This is a genomic window from Enterobacter sp. LM3 (assembly GCF_046622475.1).
In the GTDB taxonomy this organism is placed as follows: Bacteria; Pseudomonadota; Gammaproteobacteria; order Enterobacterales; family Enterobacteriaceae; genus Enterobacter; species Enterobacter cloacae_P.
In genome coordinates this window covers 138,616-155,477 of the sequence record NZ_JBJURN010000001.1, presented here as the reverse complement: position 1 = coordinate 155,477, position 16,862 = coordinate 138,616, and the positions used below count along the sequence as shown (strand labels likewise).

Sequence of the window (16,862 nt, the reverse complement as noted above, 5' to 3'; positions counted from 1 at the left end):
GGCTGTGGTTACATTTCCCTATTTTAATTCGATAAGCACAGGATAAGCATGCTCGATCCCAATCTGCTGCGTAATGAGCCAGACGCAGTCGCTGACAAACTGGCACGCCGGGGCTTTAAGCTGGATGTAGATAAGCTGCGCGCTCTTGAAGAGCGTCGTAAAGTTCTGCAGGTACAAACTGAAAATCTGCAGGCAGAGCGTAACTCTCGATCGAAGTCCATCGGCCAGGCGAAAGCGCGCGGGGAAGACATTGAGCCATTACGCCTGGAAGTGAACAAACTGGGTGAAGAGCTGGACCAGGCGAAAGCGGAACTGGACGTTCTTCAGGCAGAAATTCGTGATATTGCTCTGGCGATCCCGAACATTCCTGACGACAGCGTGCCTGTCGGTAAAGACGAAAACGACAACGTTGAAGTGAAACGCTGGGGCACTCCTCGCGCGTTCGACTTCGACGTTCGCGATCACGTGACGCTGGGTGAAATGCACTCAGGACTGGACTTTGCCGCAGCGGTTAAGCTGACGGGGTCTCGCTTTGTGGTGATGAAAGGTCAGATTGCCCACCTGCACCGCGCACTGGCGCAGTTCATGCTGGATCTGCACACTGAACAGCACGGCTACAGCGAAACCTACGTACCGTATCTGGTGAACCACGATACGCTGTACGGTACAGGTCAGTTGCCGAAATTTGCTGGCGATCTGTTCCATACCCGTCCGCTGGACGAGGAAGCTGACAGCAGCAACTATGCGCTGATCCCAACGGCAGAAGTACCGCTGACCAACCTCGTGCGCGATGAGATCATCGACGAAGATGACCTGCCAATCAAACTGACGGCGCACTCTCCGTGCTTCCGTTCAGAAGCCGGCTCTTATGGCCGTGACACCCGTGGTCTGATCCGTATGCACCAGTTCGACAAAGTGGAGATGGTGCAGATCGTGCGTCCTGAAGAGTCTATGGATGCGCTGGAAGAGATGACCGGCCATGCTGAAAAAGTGCTGGAGCTGCTGGGTCTGCCGTACCGCCGTATGGCGCTGTGTACCGGTGACATGGGCTTCGGTGCCTGCAAAACCTTCGACCTGGAAGTCTGGGTTCCTGCGCAGAATACCTACCGTGAAATCTCTTCCTGCTCTAACGTCTGGGATTTCCAGGCGCGTCGCATGCAGGCACGCTGCCGTAACAAGTCTGACAAGAAAACCCGTCTGGTGCATACCCTGAACGGTTCTGGTCTGGCAGTGGGTCGTACGCTGGTCGCGGTGCTGGAAAACTACCAGCAGGCGGATGGTCGTATTGAGATCCCTGAAGTGCTGCGCCCGTACATGAAAGGCCAGCAGTACATCGGTTAATTTGTCGTAAAACAAAAAAGCGCCTGAGGGCGCTTTTTTTATGCCTCTGATTTGATACGAAGCAATAACCCCTCCCTCTAAAGTGGTAATACTCCTCCGAATGAAAGTCAGCATAACGCGCTGATAACGAAGAAATACGTTGTATATAAGGCTATATAGCGGCCTGGGCCGCCTCTCTTTTTTTTGTGAGCAACCAAAGTGAGTCTCTATGAAAATCAAAGCGCCTGATGCGTTAATGGCTGCCGAGGTCACTCGCCGTGGGTTGATGAAAACCACGGCAATTGGCGGCCTGGCTGTTGCCAGCAGTGCCTTCACGCTCCCCTTTACCCGACTGGCATCAGCGGCGGATGCTCTGTCCCCGGCGACAGCCCCGGAAAAAGTGGTGTGGAGTGCCTGTACCGTAAACTGTGGTAGTCGTTGTCCATTGCGTATGCATGTGGTGGATGGTGAAATTAAGTATGTCGAAACCGACAATACTGGCGACGATAACTACGATGGATTACATCAGGTTCGTGCCTGCCTGCGTGGCCGCTCAATGCGCCGCCGCGTCTATAACCCGGATCGCCTGAAGTATCCGATGAAACGCGTCGGTCAGCGTGGGGAAGGGAAGTTCGAACGCATTAGCTGGGATGAAGCCTACGATATCATTGCCACCAACATGCAGCGTCTGATCAAAGAGTATGGCAACGAATCCATCTACCTGAACTATGGTACCGGGACTCTTGGCGGTACGCTGACGCGTTCCTGGCCACCGGGAAAAACGCTGGTAGCACGTCTGATGAACTGCTGCGGCGGTTATCTCAATCACTATGGTGACTACTCTTCTGCACAGATTGCCGCAGGTCTGAACTACACCTATGGTGGCTGGGCAGACGGTAACAGCCCTTCTGATATTGAGAACAGTAAGCTGGTGGTGCTGTTCGGTAATAACCCGGGTGAAACGCGCATGAGCGGCGGCGGGGTGACATACTACCTTGAGCAGGCTCGAGCGAAATCCAATGCACGTATGATTATTATCGATCCACGCTATACCGATACCGGTGCAGGGCGTGAAGATGAGTGGATCCCTATCCGTCCTGGTACCGATGCCGCATTAGTCAGCGCGCTGGCGTGGGTGATGATCACCGAAAACCTTGTCGATCAGCCATTCCTTGATAAATACTGCGTTGGTTATGACGAGAAAACCCTGCCCGCCAGCGCACCGGCTAACGGGCATTACAAAGCGTACATTCTCGGTCAGGGCAGTGACGGTGTGGCGAAAACCCCAGAGTGGGCCTCTACCATCACCGGTATTCCGGTCGAACGTATTGTTCAACTGGCGCGTGAAATTGGTTTAGCCAAACCGGCCTTTATCAGCCAGGGCTGGGGGCCGCAGCGTCACGCAAACGGTGAAATCGCGACCCGCGCCATTTCGATGCTCTCCATTCTGACCGGCAACGTTGGTATTAATGGCGGTAACACCGGTGCGCGCGAAGGCTCTTATGACGTGCCGTTTGAGCGTATGCCGACGCTGGATAACCCGGTTCAGACCAGCATCTCCATGTTTATGTGGACGGATGCAATTGAACGTGGCCCGGAAATGACCGCGTTGCGTGACGGTGTGCGGGGTAAAGACAAGCTGGATGTGCCGATCAAGATGATCTGGAACTATGCCGGTAACTGTCTTATCAACCAGCACTCTGAAATTAACCGTACTCATGAAATTCTGCAGGATGACAAGAAGTGCGAGATGATTGTGGTGATCGACTGCCACATGACCTCGTCGGCGAAATATGCCGATATTCTGCTGCCGGACTGCACCGCCTCTGAACAGATGGATTTTGCGCTTGATGCCTCCTGCGGGAACATGTCCTATGTGATCTTCACCGATCAGGCCATCAAACCGCGCTTTGAGTGCAAAACCATCTATGAGATGACCTCCCAGCTGGCAAAACGCCTTGGCGTTGAGCAGCAGTTTACCGAGGGGCGTACTCAGGAAGGGTGGATGCGTCATCTGCATGAACTCTCCCGTAAAGCCATCCCTGACCTGCCGGACTTCGATACCTTCCGCAAGCAGGGGATGTATAAACAGCGTGACCCGGAAGGGCACCACGTGGCGTATAAGGCATTCCGTGAAGATCCTCACGCCAACCCGTTGATGACGCCGTCAGGCAAAATCGAAATCTATTCGGAAGCGCTGGCGAAAATCGCCTCCAGCTGGGAGCTTCCGGACGGGGACGTTATCGATCCACTGCCAATCTATACGCCTGGTTTCGAAAACTACAACGATCCGCTGACGGCGAAATTCCCGCTGCAGTTGACCGGTTTCCACTATAAGGCACGCGTACACTCAACCTACGGCAACGTAGACGTACTGAAAGCCGCCTGCCGTCAGGAAATGTGGATCAACCCAATAGATGCGAAAGCGCGCGGTATCAGCAATGGCGATCGCGTACGCATCTTTAACGGTCGTGGAGAGGTACACATTGAAGCCAGGGTTACACCGCGCATGATGCCAGGCGTTGTCGCGCTGGGGGAAGGGGCCTGGTACAACCCGGATGCAAACCGTATCGACCAGGCAGGCAGTATTAACGTACTGACCACGCAGCGCCCATCACCGCTGGCGAAAGGCAACCCGTCCCACACGAACCTTGTTCAGGTTGAAAAGGTGTAAGGAGTAACCGATGACAACCCAGTATGGATTTTATATTGATTCCAGCCGTTGCACCGGGTGCAAAACCTGCGAGCTGGCCTGCAAAGATTACAAAGACTTAACCCCGGACGTCAGCTTCCGTCGTATTTACGAATACGCGGGCGGCGACTGGCAGGAAGACAATGGCGTCTGGCATCAGAATGTCTTTGCTTATTACCTGTCGATTGCCTGCAACCACTGCGAAGATCCGGCGTGTACCAAAGTGTGCCCGAGCGGGGCGATGCATAAGCGTGAGGACGGCTTTGTGGTGGTGGACGAAGATGTCTGCATCGGCTGTCGCTACTGCCATATGGCCTGTCCTTATGGTGCGCCGCAGTACAATGCCGCCAAAGGCCACATGACCAAATGCGACGGTTGCTATACCCGCGTCGCAGACGGCAAAAAGCCCGTCTGCGTGGAGTCCTGTCCGCTGCGTGCGCTGGACTTCGGTCCGATAGAAGAGCTGCGTAAAAAACACGGCCAGCTTGCTGCCGTCGCGCCGCTGCCGTCGGCGCACTTCACGAAGCCGAGCATTGTGATTAAACCTAACGCCAACAGCCGCCCGACGGGTGATACCACCGGCTATCTGGCAAACCCGAAGGAGGTGTGAGATGGGAAGTGGATGGCATGAATGGCCGCTGATGATCTTCACGGTCTTTGGACAGTGCGTTGCGGGCGGTTTCATTGTTCTCGCCCTTGCGTTGTTAAAAGGCAATCTGAATGCCGAACAACAGCAACGTCTGGTATTGAGCATGTTTGGCCTGTGGGTATTGATGGGGATCGGGTTTATCGCCTCTACGTTACACCTCGGCTCGCCAATGCGCGCGTTCAACTCCCTGAACCGCGTAGGTGCGTCTTCGCTCAGTAACGAAATCGCCAGCGGGGCAATCTTCTTTGCTGTGGGTGGTCTGGGCTGGCTGTTGGCCGCGCTGAAAAAACTGCCTGCGGGTCTGCGTAGCGTGTGGCTTGTGGTCACGATGGTGCTGGGCGTGGTGTTCGTGTGGATGATGGTGCGGGTTTATAACACTATCGACACCGTACCGACCTGGTACAGCGTCTGGACACCGATGAGCTTCTTCCTGACGATGTTTATCGGCGGGCCGCTTCTCGGCTTCCTGCTGTTACGCGTTGCGGGTGTTGATGGCTGGGCAATGCGTTTACTGCCGGTTGTTTCGCTGCTGGCGCTGGTGGTGAGTGCGGTTGTTGCTCTGATGCAGGGGGCAGAACTGGCAACCATTCACAGCTCCATTCAACAGGCTTCTGCACTGGTGCCGGATTACGGTTCGCTGATGGCCTGGCGCGTGGTGTTGCTGGTGGCGGCATTAGTCTGCTGGATTACGCCTCAGATCAAGGGCTATCAACCCGCGCTGCCGCTGCTGTCACTGGCGTTTGTGCTGGTGCTGGTCGGTGAATTGATTGGCCGTGGGGTGTTCTACGGTTTGCATATGACCGTTGGGATGGCCGTCGCCAGTTAACTCCAGTTTTTGTTATATAAAGCCGGGACTTAGTGCCCGGCTTTTCTTTTTCCGATCATGAAATTTTTCGACTGTCATCAGGTGTAGATTCTGACCATTAATAAATAAAAACATATACATAATTAATATTAATGACAGATATTGCAGTAGCAGGATGAGTTTTTTAAATCGACAAGGGACTTATCGTGCGCACAGCCAGAACCGGTGGATTGACTTTGTTTTTGCCAGTGGCATGATGCGCACGAAATCTGAATTTCCTCACGGTTTTTAATCCATGACCACCTATACCCGGCCAGTGCTTCTGTTGCTCTGTGGCCTGCTTTTGCTGACCCTGGCGATCGCGGTGTTAAACACGCTCGTCCCGCTGTGGCTCGCCCATGAAAACTTACCGACCTGGCAGGTGGGTATGGTTAGCTCGTCGTTTTTTACGGGAAACCTGCTGGGAACCCTGGTGACAGGGAACCTGATTAAACGTTTTGGTTTTAACCGTAGCTATTATCTGGCGTCGCTGATTTTCGCCGCCGGGTGCGCCGGGCTGGGGCTGATGGTTGGCTTCTGGAGCTGGATGGCCTGGCGTTTTATTGCCGGTGTAGGCTGCGCGATGATCTGGGTAGTCGTAGAAAGTGCGCTAATGTGCAGTGGCACTTCGCGCAACCGTGGCCGCCTGCTGGCGGCTTATATGATGGTCTATTATGTCGGTACCGTGCTCGGGCAGTTGATGGTCAACAAACTGCCAACTGATTTGATGAGTGTTCTGCCGTGGGTCACGGGTATGACGCTGGCGGCGATCCTGCCTCTGCTCTTCACGCGTATTGTGAACCAGAGCAGTGAGCATCAGGAAGCGACGACCCACGTCTGGCCGATGTTGAAGCTGCGTCAGGCGCGTCTGGGAGTGAACGGCTGTATTATCTCTGGCATTGTGCTGGGGTCGCTCTATGGCCTGATGCCGCTCTGGCTGAACCATCAGGGGGTTAGTGATTCCGGGATCGGGTTCTGGATGGCCGTGATGGTCAGTGCAGGTATTGTCGGGCAGTGGCCAGTTGGCCGTCTGGCGGACCGTTTTGGCCGCCTGCTGGTGCTGCGCGTGCAGGTCTTTGTGGTGATCATGGGGTGTCTCGCCATGCTCAGCAACGCTGCGATGGCTCCCGCGTTGTTTATTCTGGGAGCCGCGGGTTTCACGCTCTATCCGGTCGCAATGGCATGGGCCTGTGAGAAGGTGGAACATCACCAACTGGTGGCGATGAACCAGGCGCTGTTATTAAGCTATACCATCGGCAGCTTATTGGGGCCGACGTTTACCGCCATGCTGATGCAGAATTATTCCGACAACCTGCTCTTTATTATGATCGCCAGCGTGTCGTTTATATACCTCTTAATGCTGCTGCGCAAAGCGGGTGAGCATCCAACCCCAGTGGCACATGCCTGATTAAATGAAAGCCTGTCGATGACAGGCTTTTTTGTTCTCATCACATATAAGAGTTTTACGTATTGTTTGTTTATTGCGCCAGGCGATAATTCAAATACGTTCTACCACTAAAAGGCAGTAATCATGTCTATACGTCGTTTTTCCACTACAGCTCTGGCAGTAGTGTTGTCTTTAACGTTCGCAACTGCGCCGGTCATGGCTAACCCAGGAAACGGGAATGGGAATGGGAATGGTGGTGGCCACGGCAACAGCGGTGGACAAGGCAATGGCGGCAATCATGGAAACGGGAATTCCGGTGATAATGGGAACGGAAATTCTGGCAATCATAGTAATAAACAAAATAACGCAAGCCAGGTGCATGGTAAATCGAGCAAAAACGTCAGCGATGATGTTGATGCACGCGTCAGCTTCGATCATGCCCGCCATCTGGCGTTGAACTATGGTTTAACGGGGTATGATTCATTGCCTCCAGGCATTGCGAAAAACCTTGCTCGTGGCAAACCGCTTCCTCCGGGGATTGCTAAGAAAACTGTCCCTGCCTCTATGCTGGATCAGCTTCCTTCGTATCCGGGTTATGAGTGGCGAGTGGTAGGTGATGATCTGGTCTTAGTGGCATTGAGTACGGCGATTGTGACCAGCATTATCAATGGCGTCTTCAAATAGAATACAAAAAGGCCCGGTTCTCACCGGGCCTTTTATTAATACATGACCTTGTGGCCGTACTGCTCAAGAATACCTTTAACGCGTTCCATCGTCTCTTTCTTCGGCGGCTTAACGCCATCGAGTTTGTACTCTTCACCCATCGCCACCCATTTATGTTTACCCAGCTCGTGATAGGGCAGAAGTTCTATTTTCTCAACGTTACCCATATCCCGGGTAAATTCGCCCAGACGATGCGCAGAATCATCATCATCTGACCAGCCGGGTACAACAACATAGCGGATCCAGGTTTTGATACCTTTCCCTGAGATGTATTTCGCGAACTCCAGGGTACGATGGTTGGAAACACCCACCAGATTCTGGTGGATCTCATCGTTCATCTGTTTGAGATCGAGCATCACCAGATCGGTCACTTCAAGCAATTCATCGATGACCGGATCGTAGCGGCGCACAAACCCGTTGGTGTCGAGGCAGGTATGGATACCTTCTTTGTGGCAGGCGCGGAACCAGTCGCGTACAAATTCAGCCTGAAGGATCGCCTCACCGCCGGATGCAGTCACGCCGCCGCCGGACGCGTTCATAAAGTGGCGGTAGGTCACCACCTCTTTCATCAAATCTTCAACGGTCACTTCCTTGCCACCGTGCGTATCCCATGTGTCACGGTTATGGCAGTACAGGCAACGCATCAGGCAGCCCTGGAAGAAGGTAATAAAACGGATACCCGGGCCATCGACAGTGCCACAGGATTCAAAGGAGTGAATGCGACCAATAATTGACATTGCGGTGATATCTCCAGCATCGGCCCGTCCGGGGCCTGTGTATGCACAGCTCAAAACCGGCTGTGTTTAAGTCTGTTTTGGCTGTTATCCATAAAGTATAGATAGCGGACAAAAGAGACTGGTGTGGAGAGGGTGCTAAAAAGGCCCCACTTGCGTGGAGCCTTTATTGTACGCTTTTTAACGCGTGATTTCAGTCAATTCCACTTACATGGACTGAGTGAAAGTACGGGTGATAACGTCCTGCTGTTGTTCTTTAGTCAGGGAGTTAAAACGTACTGCGTAGCCTGATACACGGATGGTCAGCTGAGGATATTTCTCAGGATGTTCCATCGCGTCGAGCAGCATTTCACGGTTCATGACGTTCACGTTCAGGTGCTGACCACCTTCGATGGACGCTTCGTGGTGGAAGTAACCATCCATCAGACCCGCGAGGTTAGTTTTACGCACTTCGTCGTCTTTACCCAGCGCGTTTGGCACGATAGAGAAGGTGTAAGAGATACCATCTTTAGCGTAAGCAAACGGCAGTTTAGCAACGGAGGTCAGAGAGGCAACCGCACCTTTCTGGTCACGACCGTGCATTGGGTTAGCACCTGGGCCGAATGGCGCGCCAGCACGACGACCGTCTGGGGTGTTACCGGTTTTCTTACCATACACAACGTTAGAGGTGATGGTCAGAACAGACTGAGTCGGGATAGCGTTACGGTAAGTAGTCAGTTTCTGAATTTTCTTCATGAAACGTTCTACCAGGTCAACCGCCATGTCATCAACGCGAGAGTCGTTGTTACCAAACTGCGGGTATTCGCCTTCGATTTCGAAGTCAACAGCCAGGCCGTCTTCGTCACGAATTGGTTTAACTTTCGCATATTTGATTGCAGACAGGGAGTCAGCAGCAACGGACAGACCAGCGATACCACACGCCATGGTGCGGATAACGTCACGGTCGTGCAGCGCCATCAGAGAGGCTTCGTAGCTGTACTTGTCGTGCATGTAGTGGATAACGTTCAGCGCAGTAACATACTGTTTAGCCAGCCAGTCCATGAAGTGATCCATACGGTCCATCACTTCGTCGAACTTCAGCACGTCGCCTTTGATTGGTTCAGACTTAGGACCAACCTGCATTTTCAGTTTTTCATCAACGCCGCCGTTGATTGCGTACAGCATGGTTTTCGCCAGGTTTGCACGCGCACCGAAGAACTGCATTTGTTTACCAACGATCATTGGGCTTACGCAGCAAGCGATAGCGTAGTCATCGTTGTTGAAGTCCGGACGCATCAGGTCATCGTTCTCGTACTGCAGAGAAGAGGTGTCGATGGACACTTTAGCGGCGAATTTCTTGAAGTTCAGAGGCAGTTTTTCAGACCACAGAACGGTGATGTTCGGCTCCGGAGAAGGACCCATGGTGTACAGGGTGTTCAGGAAGCGGAAGCTGTTTTTGGTAACCAGAGTACGGCCATCAACGCCCATACCACCGATAGACTCAGTTGCCCAGATTGGGTCACCAGAGAACAGTTCATCATATTCAGGCGTACGCAGGAAGCGAACCATACGCAGTTTCATGACCAGGTGGTCAATCATTTCCTGAGCGTCTTGTTCTGTGATTTTGCCTGCTTTGATGTCACGTTCGATGTAAGCGTCCAGGAAGGTGGATACGCGACCGAAGGACATTGCTGCACCGTTCTGAGACTTAACAGCAGCCAGGTAGCCGAAGTAAGTCCACTGGATAGCTTCCTGAGCGTTGGTAGCAGGACCAGAGATATCGCAGCCATATTTAGCAGCCATCTCTTTGATCTGACCCAGCGCACGGTGCTGTTCAGCGATTTCTTCACGCAGACGGATAGTGGCTTCCAGGTTTACGCCGTTTTCCAGGTCAGACTGCAGGGAAACGAACTGAGCGTATTTGTCTTTCAGCAGGAAGTCGATACCGTACAGTGCAACACGACGGTAGTCACCGATGATACGGCCACGGCCATACGCATCTGGCAGACCAGTCAGAACGCCAGATTTACGGCAGTTCAGAATGTCTTTGGTATAAACATCGAATACACCCTGGTTGTGGGTTTTGCGGTATTCGCTGAAGATTTTTTTCAGCATTGGGTCCAGCTCGCGGTTATACGCTTTGCAGGAACCTTCAACCATTTTGATACCACCGAACGGGATGATTGCACGTTTCAGTGGCGCTTCAGTTTGCAGACCAACGATTTTCTCAAGGGCTTTGTTGATGTAACCAGCATCGTGAGAAGTGATGGTGGAAGCAACGGAAGTGTCGAAATCAACTGGCGCGTGAGTGCGGTTTTCCAGTTTAACGCCTTCCATTACCTTGTCCCACAGCTTGGTGGTCGCGTCAGTTGCGCCAGCCAGGAAGGATTCGTCACCTTCATACGGGGTGTAGTTTTTCTGAATGAAGTCACGGACGTTTACTTCATTCTGCCAGTCACCTTTAGTAAAACCTTCCCAGGCTGTGGCTAACTTTTCATTAAGCTCGGACATGTAACACCTACCTTCTTAAGTGGATTTTTTATTTACTGCCTGAGATAACCATCAATGATGGTCGTCGCCACGCAGGTAAATGACCCAGTATGTCAACCCAACTAACAGACCCCCACCGATAATGTTCCCGATAGTGACAGGGATCAGGTTATCAGTAATGAAATTCATAATAGTCAGGTGAGAGAAACTTTCCGGAGTTGACCCAACTGCAGTCCAGAACTCCGGGCTCGCAAAGTTGCGGATTACAATACCCATCGGGATCATAAACATGTTTGCGATACTGTGCTCAAAGCCGCTGGCAACAAACATCGCAACCGGCAGAACCATAATCATGGCTTTATCCATCAGGCTACGACCAGAGTAGCTCATCCAGACCGCCAGGCAGACCATCAGGTTTGCGAGGATGCCGAGAGCAACAGCTTCGATAAATGTATGGTGCATTTTGTGGTCAGCGGTTTGCAGGACGTTGAGTCCCCAGCCGCCGTTGGCGGTCATGTACTCGCCAGAGAGCCACATCAACAGAACAAAGAGCAGACAACCAATCAGGTTACCAACATAGACGTTAAGCCAGTTGCGCGCCAGTTGGCCCCAGGTAATTCTTCCGCTGGCTTTCGCCACCACAATCAGCACCGTTGAGGTGAAGAGGTCTGCACCGCAGATCACGCAAAGAATCAGACCCAGTGAGAAGCAAATACCGCCAACCAGCTTGGCCATGCCGAAAGGCATCGCGGCAGTACCGGTGGTCGCAGTGATGTAGAAGACGAAAGCGATAGAGATGAACACACCGGCCGTGATCGCCAGATAGAACGTCTTCATCGGATGTTTCGTTGCTTTATAGACACCCGCTTCTTCGGCAACTTTGGCCATCGCAGCTGGGAGTAATAGATCAAAAGGGTTGTCAGCTTTCACACTAACTCTCTCTTTATTAAGTCGGCGACGAGATACTAACAAAGCATTATAGAAGAGAAATTGATATAGATCATATCTCGCCTGGCTTATAGGCCCGCAATGCGTATGGTTTTACAACAAATGCGGAGTAAGTATTTGATTATCCGTATAAAAATAAATTTTAAAAGTTATGAAAAGAGTTGAATTTTTTCGTTCGACCATCTCCTGGACAGTTAATTAAAATGGAGTATTTACCATAAAAAGTAACAGCAAAGCCCGGGTAAGCATTATTATATTTACCCGTGTTTAACTTTATTATTACAATTAACAGTCATTGCCGAAGAAAATAAAAAACGGGGCAATGAAATCGCCCCGTAATATAGCCCAGACGATTGAATACGCCTACTGCTACTCATGTTATGTGCGCTTATTTTGACCAGTAAGTCGCTTTAGCTTTCTGCAGTTTCTCATAAGCATTCAACAGCGACTGATGAGCCGGGAAGGCTTTCAGATCGTTATCAACAGCCTGAAGTCCGTAGAACGGCTCTTCACCACTCAGCGCCGCGCTGGCTGCTTCCACCGCTTCTGCACCGTACATACGCACGAATGCATTCAGATATTGCAGTGGCTGACGATCTTCTTCCTGCGCAAGCAGCAGCAGGGTTTGCAGGCAACGGTAGTAGTTGGTGCGCTCGGCAGAGAAGACGGACTGGTTAAACTCCATTGTCCACTCGGTCCAGGCCAGCGCCTGATCCAGGTCGCCACCAGCCAGCGCCAGCATCGCTTTCAGCTCGCCAATGCGCAGGGTATACCAACCGTTGTCTTTACCGGTCGCCAGACCCAGCAGTTCGCGTACGCGGGTAAAGTCATCGTGACCTTCATCGTCCAGTTGGGCGATCAGGTTCAGATAATCTTCTTTTTCCCACTCGCTGCCCGGCAAGGCCAGCAGCGTTTCACGCAGATGTGCGCCCATGCTGTTGTTCGCCAGCCACAGATCTTCCGCCGGATAAATGTCGGACATGCCTGGAACAATAATGCGGCATGCGTAGACGCTCAGGTGCTCGTAGTCAGCAATATAAACTTCCTGATCTTCTGCGTCGAAGATAGCCATCAGGGTGGCGAACTCTTCTTCAGTGGTACCGGCGAAGCTCCAGTCCACGAACGGGTAGTCCGCGTCCTGCTTAAACATATCCCAGGAGATCAAACCGCTGGAGTCGATGAAATGCGTCTCGAGGTTGGTGTGCTCGGCCACTTCTTCGTCGTCAAACGTTGGTGGGGTAAACACGTCGAGATCTTTCAGACTGCGACCCTGCAGCAGCTCGGTCACGGTACGCTCCAGCGCTACGCCGAAGTCCGGGTGTGCACCGAAGGAAGCAAAGCAGGTTCCGTTAGCCGGGTTGAACAGCACCACACAGATAACCGGATATTTACCGCCCAAAGAGCCGTCATAGGCAAAGATTGGGAAACCTTCCGCTTCCAGCTTAGCGATGGACTCTACCACGCCCGGATAGCGTGCCAGGACGTCAGCCGGGATCTCAGGCAGGCTGATAGACTCGGCAATAATGCGGTTTTTAATGTGGCGTTCGAAGACTTCAGACAGACCCTGCACGCGCGCTTCGTTGCGGGTGTTACCGGCGGACATGCCGTTAGACACGTACAAGTTGCCGACGATATTCATTGGGATATAGACGGTCTGGTCATCGGACTGGCGGGTAAACGGCAGGGCGCAAATACCACGTTCCTCATTGCCGGACTGCAGGTCAATCAACATGCTGGCGGTCAGTTCGTTTTCCGGATCGTAGAACGCGCGCAGACGTGCATCCAGAATGCCTGCTGGCAGTTCGTCGTCTTCGGTCAGCGGGAACCATTTTTCATTTGGATAGTGAACGAACGGGCCTTTTGCGACGGTTTCACCCAGCCAGAAGTCGGCGAAGAAATAGTTGGTCGACAGACGTTCAAAATACTCACCCAACGCAGAGGCCAGAGCCGCTTTTTTCGTCGCGCCCTTACCGTTGGTAAAGCACAGTGCACAGTCTTTATCGCGGATATGCACAGACCAGACGTGAGGCACCGGGTTCAGCCAGGAGGCTTCTTCGATATTAAAGCCCAGGTCGGTCAGTTTCTGCTGGAAGCGAGCGATGGAATCTTCCAGAGCGGCGTCTTTGCCGGGGATAAACGTTTGAGTCATGGCGTTCACTTTTATCGTACGTAAAGCGCGCAATGATACGGGTTTTGCATGACAGGTGCTATCTTCGGCGAAAATAAAAGGCAGGGCTATAGGGCAGAAGAACAATCAATAATGTCCACGCCGCGTGAATCCAGGATGGACGAAGGTTAGCCGGGGCAAATCGATCACCTGGCAGCCATTTTATCGGTTTTGTGACAGCAAGGTGGCAGATTGTATTGTGTGACGACAGACACATTTCGCCGGTCATAAGTTTTAGACATTGCGGCGCGTGTCACTGAATGATAAAACCGATATCCACAGTTATAACTTATGGCTTTTAGCGTGGTGAGGGGAAATGGCTCAAGTCTTTAATTTCAGTTCAGGTCCGGCGATGTTACCGGCAGACGTGCTTAAACAGGCTCAACAGGAACTTTGTGACTGGAACGGTCTTGGTACATCGGTGATGGAAATCAGCCACCGTGGTAAAGAGTTTATTCAGGTGGCGGAAGAGGCAGAAAAGGATTTTCGCGATCTGCTGAATATTCCCTCGAACTACAAAGTATTGTTCTGCCACGGCGGTGGACGCGGTCAGTTTGCTGGCGTTCCGCTGAATATTCTGGGCGGCAAAACGACCGCTGACTATGTTGACGCTGGCTACTGGGCTGCAAGCGCAGTGAAAGAAGCCAAAAAATACTGCTCGCCACATGTTATTGACGGCAAAATTACCGTTGATGGCCTGCGTGCCGTGAAGCCAATGAGCGAGTGGCAGCTTTCTGATAACGCAGCCTATCTGCACTATTGCCCGAACGAAACCATCGACGGTATTGCCATCGATGAAACGCCGAATTTTGGCAAAGATGTGGTGGTGGCAGCCGATTTCTCCTCCACCATTCTCTCCGCGCCAATTGATGTGAGCCGCTACGGTGTGATCTACGCCGGTGCACAGAAAAACATTGGTCCGGCGGGTTTGACGCTGGTCATTGTGCGTGAAGATCTGCTGGGCAAAGCACACACTGCGTGCCCGTCGATTCTGGATTACACCGTGCTGAACGATAACGACTCCATGTTCAACACCCCACCGACGTTTGCCTGGTATCTGGCGGGCCTGGTCTTTAAATGGCTGAAGCAAAACGGCGGTGTGGCGCAGATGGACAAGATCAACCAGCAAAAAGCGGAACTGCTGTACGGTGTGATTGATAAGAGTGATTTCTACCGCAACGACGTGGCGAAAACGAACCGTTCCCGCATGAACGTGCCGTTCCAGCTGGCAGACAGCAATCTGGATAAAGTCTTCCTGGAAGAGTCGTTTGCAGCGGGCCTGCATGCGCTGAAAGGCCACCGCGTGGTAGGGGGTATGCGCGCCTCTATCTATAACGCCATGCCGCTGGAAGGCGTAAAAGCACTGACCGACTTCATGGTCGACTTCGAACGTCGTCACGGTTAATTGCGCTGTTTTCACCCCCGCAGCTTGTGCTGCGGGGTTTTTATTATGTCGAGTTGAGAGTTAAGTTTCATGGAATCCCTGACGTTACAACCTATCGCGCGGGTAGATGGCACCATTAATCTGCCTGGTTCAAAAAGTGTCTCGAACCGCGCTCTGCTGCTGGCAGCTCTGGCAAACGGCACCACCGTCCTCACGAATCTGCTGGACAGTGATGACGTACGCCATATGCTCAATGCGCTGAAAGCGTTGGGAGTTCATTACACGCTGTCTGACGATCGTACCCGTTGCGAAGTGACCGGCAACGGCGGTGCATTGCGTTCGGCTGAAGAGCTTGAACTGTTCCTGGGCAACGCCGGAACGGCGATGCGTCCGCTGGCGGCTGCCTTGTGTCTGGGCAGTAACAACATTGTGCTGACCGGCGAGCCGCGCATGAAAGAGCGTCCAATCGGTCACCTGGTGGATGCCCTGCGTCAGGGCGGCGCACAAATTACGTATCTGGAGCAGGAAAATTATCCACCGTTACGTCTGCGTGGTGGCTTTACCGGCGGTAACGTTGAGGTTGACGGAAGCGTCTCCAGCCAGTTCCTGACTGCACTGCTGATGACCGCACCGCTGGCTCCGCAGGATACGGTCATCACCATTAAAGGTGATCTGGTATCTAAGCCGTACATTGATATCACGCTGCACCTGATGAAAACCTTCGGTGTTGAGGTTGAAAACCAGTCTTATCAGCGCTTTGTGGTTCGCGGTGCGCAGCAGTACCAGTCTCCGGGTCACTACCTTGTTGAAGGCGATGCCTCTTCGGCGTCCTACTTCCTGGCGGCCGGTGCGATTAAAGGCGGTACGGTAAAAGTGACCGGTATTGGCCGTAATAGCGTACAGGGCGATATCCGCTTTGCGGATGTGCTGGAGAAAATGGGTGCTGTCGTCACCTGGGGCGATGACTTTATCTCCTGTACTCACGGCGAGCTGAATGCCATCGATATGGACATGAACCATATCCCGGATGCGGCGATGACCATTGCGACGGCTGCGCTGTTCGCGAAAGGGACCACGACGTTGCGTAACATTTACAACTGGCGCGTAAAAGAGACTGACCGCCTGTTCGCGATGGCAACCGAGTTGCGTAAAGTTGGTGCTGAAGTGGAAGAGGGCGAAGACTACATTCGCGTCACGCCTCCGACAAAACTGCAGTTCGCGGAAATCGGCACTTATAACGATCACCGTATGGCAATGTGTTTCTCGCTGGTGGCGCTGTCCGACACGCCAGTGACCATCCTCGATCCGAAATGTACGGCAAAAACCTTCCCGGACTATTTCGAGCAGTTGGCGCGTATTAGCACGCTGGCCTGATGGATCCCTGCCGCATCACCCGATGCGGCATTTCCTTACGCTTTCTGACGTTCATCCTCGCCCGTTTCTTCTACACTCTGCTTCAATCATTCCGTAATTTGCACGCAAGGGTAACAGTTGCACACGTTGGCGCGTATAATGCGCGGCGTTCATGTTAACGGTATGCCTTAA

12 protein-coding genes are annotated in these 16,862 nt (G+C 52.7%); 8 read left to right on the top strand and 4 right to left on the bottom strand.

Features of this window, described 5'->3' with window-relative positions:
• Positions 1-48: 48 nt before the first annotated feature.
• The 6 genes from serS to ACJ9N4_RS00685 all read left to right on the top strand — a co-directional run bounded on the left by serS (position 49) and on the right by ACJ9N4_RS00685 (position 7,576).
• Positions 49-1,341, top strand: a complete 1,293-nt coding sequence (serS, locus tag ACJ9N4_RS00710; RefSeq protein WP_182274375.1) for a serine--tRNA ligase — start codon at positions 49-51, stop codon at positions 1,339-1,341.
• A 208-nt stretch (positions 1,342-1,549) separates the two neighbouring features.
• Positions 1,550-3,994: a dimethylsulfoxide reductase subunit A gene (gene dmsA / locus ACJ9N4_RS00705; RefSeq protein ID WP_182919711.1), complete on the top strand. Its 2,445-nt coding sequence runs from the start codon at positions 1,550-1,552 to the stop codon at positions 3,992-3,994.
• Positions 3,995-4,004: 10 nt separating this feature from the next.
• Complete coding sequence (locus ACJ9N4_RS00700) at positions 4,005-4,622, top strand: DMSO/selenate family reductase complex B subunit (protein ID WP_182274377.1); 618 nt, start codon at positions 4,005-4,007, stop codon at positions 4,620-4,622.
• 1 nt (position 4,623) lies between these two features.
• Positions 4,624-5,487 (top strand): dimethyl sulfoxide reductase anchor subunit family protein, encoded by an 864-nt coding sequence (locus ACJ9N4_RS00695; protein ID WP_182274378.1) that lies wholly within the window; start codon positions 4,624-4,626, stop codon positions 5,485-5,487.
• Between the two features lie 274 nt (positions 5,488-5,761).
• Complete coding sequence (locus ACJ9N4_RS00690) at positions 5,762-6,913, top strand: MFS transporter (protein WP_182274379.1); 1,152 nt, start codon at positions 5,762-5,764, stop codon at positions 6,911-6,913.
• A 123-nt stretch (positions 6,914-7,036) separates the two neighbouring features.
• Entirely contained in the window at positions 7,037-7,576 is a 540-nt protein-coding gene (locus tag ACJ9N4_RS00685; protein ID WP_182919712.1) for an anti-virulence regulator CigR family protein, read from the top strand.
• A 35-nt stretch (positions 7,577-7,611) separates the two neighbouring features.
• Here ACJ9N4_RS00685 and pflA read toward each other — a convergent pair whose 3' ends face one another.
• The 4 genes from pflA to ycaO all read right to left on the bottom strand — a co-directional run bounded on the left by pflA (position 7,612) and on the right by ycaO (position 13,915).
• Positions 7,612-8,352, bottom strand: a complete 741-nt coding sequence (pflA, locus tag ACJ9N4_RS00680; RefSeq protein WP_182274381.1) for a pyruvate formate lyase 1-activating protein — start codon at positions 8,350-8,352, stop codon at positions 7,612-7,614.
• Between the two features lie 204 nt (positions 8,353-8,556).
• The gene (pflB, locus tag ACJ9N4_RS00675; RefSeq protein WP_182919713.1) at positions 8,557-10,839 is read right to left on the bottom strand and encodes a formate C-acetyltransferase; all 2,283 of its coding nucleotides are present in this window, start codon (positions 10,837-10,839) and stop codon (positions 8,557-8,559) included.
• A 51-nt stretch (positions 10,840-10,890) separates the two neighbouring features.
• Positions 10,891-11,748, bottom strand: coding sequence for a formate transporter FocA (focA, locus tag ACJ9N4_RS00670; RefSeq protein WP_182274383.1), 858 nt, complete (start codon positions 11,746-11,748; stop codon positions 10,891-10,893).
• Between the two features lie 406 nt (positions 11,749-12,154).
• Positions 12,155-13,915 carry a 30S ribosomal protein S12 methylthiotransferase accessory factor YcaO gene (ycaO, locus tag ACJ9N4_RS00665; protein ID WP_182274384.1) on the bottom strand — a complete coding sequence of 587 codons (1,761 nt, stop codon included), beginning with the start codon at positions 13,913-13,915 and terminating at the stop codon, positions 12,155-12,157.
• Between the two features lie 334 nt (positions 13,916-14,249).
• On the opposite strand from ycaO, the gene serC reads away from it, so the two are divergent.
• On the top strand, positions 14,250-15,338 hold the full coding sequence (gene serC, locus ACJ9N4_RS00660; protein WP_182274385.1) for a 3-phosphoserine/phosphohydroxythreonine transaminase: 1,089 nt from the start codon (positions 14,250-14,252) through the stop codon (positions 15,336-15,338).
• Positions 15,339-15,407: 69 nt separating this feature from the next.
• On the top strand, positions 15,408-16,691 hold the full coding sequence (gene aroA / locus ACJ9N4_RS00655) for a 3-phosphoshikimate 1-carboxyvinyltransferase (RefSeq protein WP_182274386.1): 1,284 nt from the start codon (positions 15,408-15,410) through the stop codon (positions 16,689-16,691).
• Positions 16,692-16,862 lie beyond the last annotated feature (171 nt).

Excerpts from the sequence above, each read along its gene's own strand:
- dmsA (WP_182919711.1), top strand. The coding sequence starts at position 1,550 with ATGAAAATCAAAGCGCCTGATGCGTTAATGGCTGCCGAGGTCACTCGC.
- ACJ9N4_RS00700 (WP_182274377.1), top strand. The coding sequence starts at position 4,005 with ATGACAACCCAGTATGGATTTTATATTGATTCCAGCCGTTGCACCGGG.
- ACJ9N4_RS00690 (WP_182274379.1), top strand. The coding sequence starts at position 5,762 with ATGACCACCTATACCCGGCCAGTGCTTCTGTTGCTCTGTGGCCTGCTT.
- pflA (WP_182274381.1), bottom strand. The coding sequence starts at position 8,352 with ATGTCAATTATTGGTCGCATTCACTCCTTTGAATCCTGTGGCACTGTC.
- serC (WP_182274385.1), top strand. The coding sequence starts at position 14,250 with ATGGCTCAAGTCTTTAATTTCAGTTCAGGTCCGGCGATGTTACCGGCA.
- serS (WP_182274375.1), top strand. The coding sequence starts at position 49 with ATGCTCGATCCCAATCTGCTGCGTAATGAGCCAGACGCAGTCGCTGAC.
- aroA (WP_182274386.1), top strand. The coding sequence starts at position 15,408 with ATGGAATCCCTGACGTTACAACCTATCGCGCGGGTAGATGGCACCATT.
- ACJ9N4_RS00685 (WP_182919712.1), top strand. The coding sequence starts at position 7,037 with ATGTCTATACGTCGTTTTTCCACTACAGCTCTGGCAGTAGTGTTGTCT.
- ycaO (WP_182274384.1), bottom strand. The coding sequence starts at position 13,915 with ATGACTCAAACGTTTATCCCCGGCAAAGACGCCGCTCTGGAAGATTCC.
- pflB (WP_182919713.1), bottom strand. The coding sequence starts at position 10,839 with ATGTCCGAGCTTAATGAAAAGTTAGCCACAGCCTGGGAAGGTTTTACT.
- ACJ9N4_RS00695 (WP_182274378.1), top strand. The coding sequence starts at position 4,624 with ATGGGAAGTGGATGGCATGAATGGCCGCTGATGATCTTCACGGTCTTT.